Below are 4384 nucleotides of genomic sequence, written 5' to 3'. Positions count from 1 at the left end.
TTACTGATATCTACAGCATTATCGGAAGAGTTATAGAGTTCGATGAATTCATCATTAGCCTCAGCACTCCTGCCAGTTTGGGCGTAGAGGACTTCGTTGATAACGATATTTCCGGCTTCTGGTGAAGCTTCTTCCGGGACTATGCTGTAGGTATAGGTAGCACACAATCCGACACTTGCCTCGCTAGTCGAACCAGTAGAAGCGTTATCAGAGTTAATGAAACTAGCTGCAGAGGTAGTATTCACCTCGATACTGACGGTTTCCACTGGTGATGAGGAGCTAATGAAATCAGCTAGGTTAGTGTACTCCTCGGTATGGGTTTCATAGGCAATAATTGTGGGAGTCTCGCCACCGGAAGTGCCGCCAAAGTCAAGATTACCATCATCGGGTGGTAGATTGAAGTCGGTGGATTGGCTGTAATTTCTGGTGAAGTTGGCGTTAGTATCAGGCAAGGAGACACTGACTTGTCCATCTTGGTTGACGGTTATTGTTTTTGGCTGGTCTACCGTATTCTCGTAAATTAACTCTTGTTCAATCAAGGTACTCAGGGTTAGCTCCACCTTTGCCAAGCTACCCATAGCAGAGTCAAATTTTTGTACGTTTAGGGTTTCAGTCCAATTAGTAGCCTGGCGTGGTATGATATCGCAAGCGACAATAGTGTTGGCTTTGAGGGTAAGTCCAGCATCAATACTGGTATTGTTGTCTCCCGCAGCCAAAGTAAAGGTAGCGGTGCGACCTGTGATTGGATCCGCATCACTGTCTAGGGTATCATCCCCAGCATCTTGGCTAGTGAAGCTATAGCCCACAGCAGGGGAGGTGAATTCAATGATGTAATCCCCTGGCTCAAGGTCCGTTAAACTGTAGTTACCATTGCTATCTGTAAAGGTGGCATCAACAAAGGTGTTGTCAGATTTGTAGATATTGACTAGGGCGTTGGGAATCCCAGGCTCTCCAGCATCTTGGATACCATCACCATCTAGGTCTTCCCAGACTTTATCCCCTACAGAGGCAGTTGTTGGTGTAGAGTCAGCGATCGCAATTTGATAATCCTCTACTTCACCATCACTAGCGGCACCAGTAGGAGTAAGGCCAGTATCAGAACTATACCGGAAACGGGCATAGGTATTACCAATACTAGCTCCAGCTGGAACAGTGACATTTAATGCGATCGCATTGCCAGAAGGACTAACATCGGTAGCAATTTGCTCACCACTATCATCAAAGTCTCCATCTGCGTTCCAGTCAATCCAAGCATTGAGCACTCCAGACCCTGCCGTAGTAATATCTAAAGTGACATTATCCCCTATCGGTAGACTTTGTCCCTGGAGAGTAGCGCTATTGATTTGAACCCCATCATCGGTATCATCGGTAGCGTTATTATTATTATCCGTGCCATCTCCAAAGCCATCGGTATCAGCTGTTACTCCTGCCCCTAAATAGGTGGTATTGTCAATGGTGTGAGTAGGACCACTATTAGCGGATAAGGTTTGGTAATCTCCATTACCGGTGCTGGCGGTATTATCAGGAGCATCACCGTAGTCAACAGGCAAAGCTGTACCATCTAAAACCAGCCTTGCACTGTTAAAAGTACCCTCATCACCACCAACACTATCGCAAATTTCTAAAGTCCAGGTACCATTAGAGGTTTTGCCATTAAAAACAGCAAGACTATTGGACGGGGCTACAGTCCGGTCATAGAGAGGTGCTGCCGTATCATCATTGTCCCCATCATCTAGGGAATTCCCAGAGTTGCTGTCTAGAAGAACATCAAATCCATCTGCCGAGCCGCCAGTATTGCTGATTACATCAACAGAGGTACTATCCGGATGCTGTAACGTGACTCGAAGATCGCCACGCCAGGTGTGATCCGCATTAAATCCCAGATTAACGTCTTGAACCGTAAAGTTATCAGTAACGTTAAAAGTTCGCACTATTGGTGAACTACAGCTGTTTGATGTTATTGCCGCACTAGTGGTATTGTCATAAGTCACACTTTGTGCTTCTACTGGAGTAGAAGTAGCCACCAGCAAAGCAGACCCTGTCACCAAGATAGGGAAAGTAGCCTGAGCTAGGTTAGTTACCCCGATCAGGTTAAAGCCTAAAGGCTGTGGAGCAAAATTTACCTCAGACGCTTCTGAAAAGTCTGAGGAATGGTGTGGGATTTTTTTAAGATAATTGAATAAAGACTTCATAACTGGCCGCAATGAATTAAAGAGAAAAGCTAATTGGTAACTGACCCAAATAGTCTTGATATCAATCAATTATTTAGTTGAGCAACACCGAATAAATAACTAATCGTGGCTCTATAAAAGTTGCCATATAAAACGTTTATAAAATAATTAGTATAATCCTGATATTACAGGAGTTTGATTTTTTGAAAGAATATTTTTTTATCAATCACCCGCCCTATAATACTTAGTGGGCAATAAGCGCAATTTTATGCATAAAATCAGTTCGGTAGAACCCTAATCATTAATAACGAATAACTCAACACTCAGCACTGAGCACTCAGATAAGCGATTGAGCCGCTTGTCACGCTACGGGAAGGCATCCGAGTTTTCCTCCCAGTTAAACTACTCTCCTCATCTAGGATTGCCTAATTGATGTGGTTATTGCCTAGAGAGAATTACGGAATTTTTTTGAGGTTACGGAGGAGTTGATATCCGTGAATTCCACATCATTATTAAACCAAGCAACAACTAGTGTTACCGGTAGAGTTACTCATAAAATCAATAAACTCAATCCCATCTATAATAAAATCAATTAATTTTTGAGTTAACACTGCTTTTCAACTATACTACTCCCTCGGTGCGCTTTCCGTAGGCGAATTAAATTCGCCACGGGTCGCACCGCTCCCTACTCCCTACTAATCATGGCCAAGACACACATCCGCTTTGACTGGGCAATCAAAAAACTGCTGAGGGATAAAGCTAATTATGTCGTCCTAGAAGGCTTTATCACCGAATTACTAGGAGAAGAGATTACTATTGAATCGATTTTAGAAGGGGAAAGTAATCGGCTCACCGAAGACAATAAACTGAATCGAGTTGATATTCTAGCCCTCAATAGTGCTGGAGAGTTACTGCTCGTGGAAGTCCAAAACAGTTCCGAAAATGATTACTTTCATCGAATGCTATTTGGTGTCTCCACACTGCTCACCCAATATCTAGATAAAGGAGAGCCCTATAGTAAACTCAAAAAAGTCTACTCGATTAATATTGTTTACTTTACTCTAGGACAAGGACAAGATTACATCTATGAAGGGAAACTAGATTTCCGAGGTCGTCATCATCGTGACTCTTTAGGACTATCCAGCCTACAGAAGGAGTTGTTCAAACTAGAGCAAGTCTATCAGATATTTCCCGAATATTATATATTGAGAGTCAACCAGTTTGATAACGTAACCAGAAACAGTTTAGATGAATGGATCTATTTCCTAAAGAATAGTGAAATCAAAGAAGAGTTCCAAGCCAGAGGATTAGCTGAGGCTAAGGATAAGCTAAGGATTGAGAGTTTACCTTTACCAGAAAAAGTAGCTTATCAGAACTATCTGGAAAATAAACGCTATGAAATTAGCCTACTGGAAGGGGCAGAAGCAGCCGGAAAATTACAGGGGAGAGCAGAGAAAGCCACAGAAATAGCCAAAGCTATGAAAGCAAGAGGGATTGATATCAATTTAATCGTGGCAACAACTGGTTTAACTAAAGAAGACGTTGAGCATTTTTGAATAGTCGCGAAGCGATTTATTGCTCCTGAAACTCTTTTACCTTCTGCCTTCTACCTTAAAACAGCCCATTTATTTTACGAATCAGATCGGATTGCTATAGCTGGGAAACTGCCACCAGCGATGCAGAGGTGCCAAAGGGAGTTTCCCCCACTCGCGCTTTGCATCAAGAAATGAAGTGAATATCACTAAAAGTTTCGATCCACAAACGAGCGCCACAATCGAGTGGATTATCCGGCTGATAGACAATCTTACACGGACCGAGGATTTCGACCTCGTTGCCGTAGAGATTAGTGCCCTTTCGTTTTACTGAAATCACTGGCTTCCGGTCTTTGGGACTTTTCTTCATATTCGAGCCAATGTGATTGCGATTGACATTAATTTTAGCTAAAGCAGGGGGACGACTGGTACGCCATTTGCCCTTTGGTCCACGGGTACCTTTGGTAATTTGTGGCAAATGGTTGAACAGAGGAATAATCCAGAATTTACCAGTTTTATAGGCACCTCGGACGCGACCCTTCTCTAGGAGTTGCCGCAATCGTCTAGAGGAAATTCCTAATAAAGATGCCGCTTCAGTAGTACCAACACACTTGTTCATCAGTTGACTCTCCTTTAACTATTCCTATAATACTATTATAAGAGAGAAAATAAAAATTGACA

General features: G+C 42.8%; 3 protein-coding genes. 1 reads left to right on the top strand and 2 read right to left on the bottom strand.

The annotated features are described in order from the left end of the window. Positions 1-2192: SdrD B-like domain-containing protein (locus tag F6K57_RS37810; protein ID WP_293073560.1), on the bottom strand; the 2192-nt coding region annotated here is incomplete at its 3' end. A 680-nt stretch (positions 2193-2872) separates the two neighbouring features. Here F6K57_RS37810 and F6K57_RS37805 point away from each other — a divergent pair. Next, a complete protein-coding gene (locus F6K57_RS37805; RefSeq protein WP_075904044.1) occupies positions 2873-3727 on the top strand; it encodes an Rpn family recombination-promoting nuclease/putative transposase in 855 nt (284 codons plus the stop codon). 163 nt (positions 3728-3890) lie between these two features. Here the strand turns inward: F6K57_RS37805 and F6K57_RS37800 are convergent, their stop codons facing one another. Beyond that, complete coding sequence (locus tag F6K57_RS37800) at positions 3891-4322, bottom strand: DNA-binding protein (protein WP_071106764.1); 432 nt, start codon at positions 4320-4322, stop codon at positions 3891-3893. Between the last annotated feature and the right edge of the window lie 62 nt (positions 4323-4384).

Source organism: Moorena sp. SIO4A5, assembly GCF_010672005.1.
Taxonomy (GTDB): domain Bacteria; phylum Cyanobacteriota; class Cyanobacteriia; order Cyanobacteriales; family Coleofasciculaceae; genus Moorena.
This window is presented reverse-complemented; position numbering and strand designations above follow the sequence as displayed.

What these genes read in the sequence shown, in the direction of transcription:
- F6K57_RS37805 (WP_075904044.1), top strand. Translation starts at nt 2,873, where the DNA reads ATGGCCAAGACACACATCCGCTTTGACTGGGCAATCAAAAAACTGCTG.
- F6K57_RS37800 (WP_071106764.1), bottom strand. Translation starts at nt 4,322, where the DNA reads ATGAACAAGTGTGTTGGTACTACTGAAGCGGCATCTTTATTAGGAATT.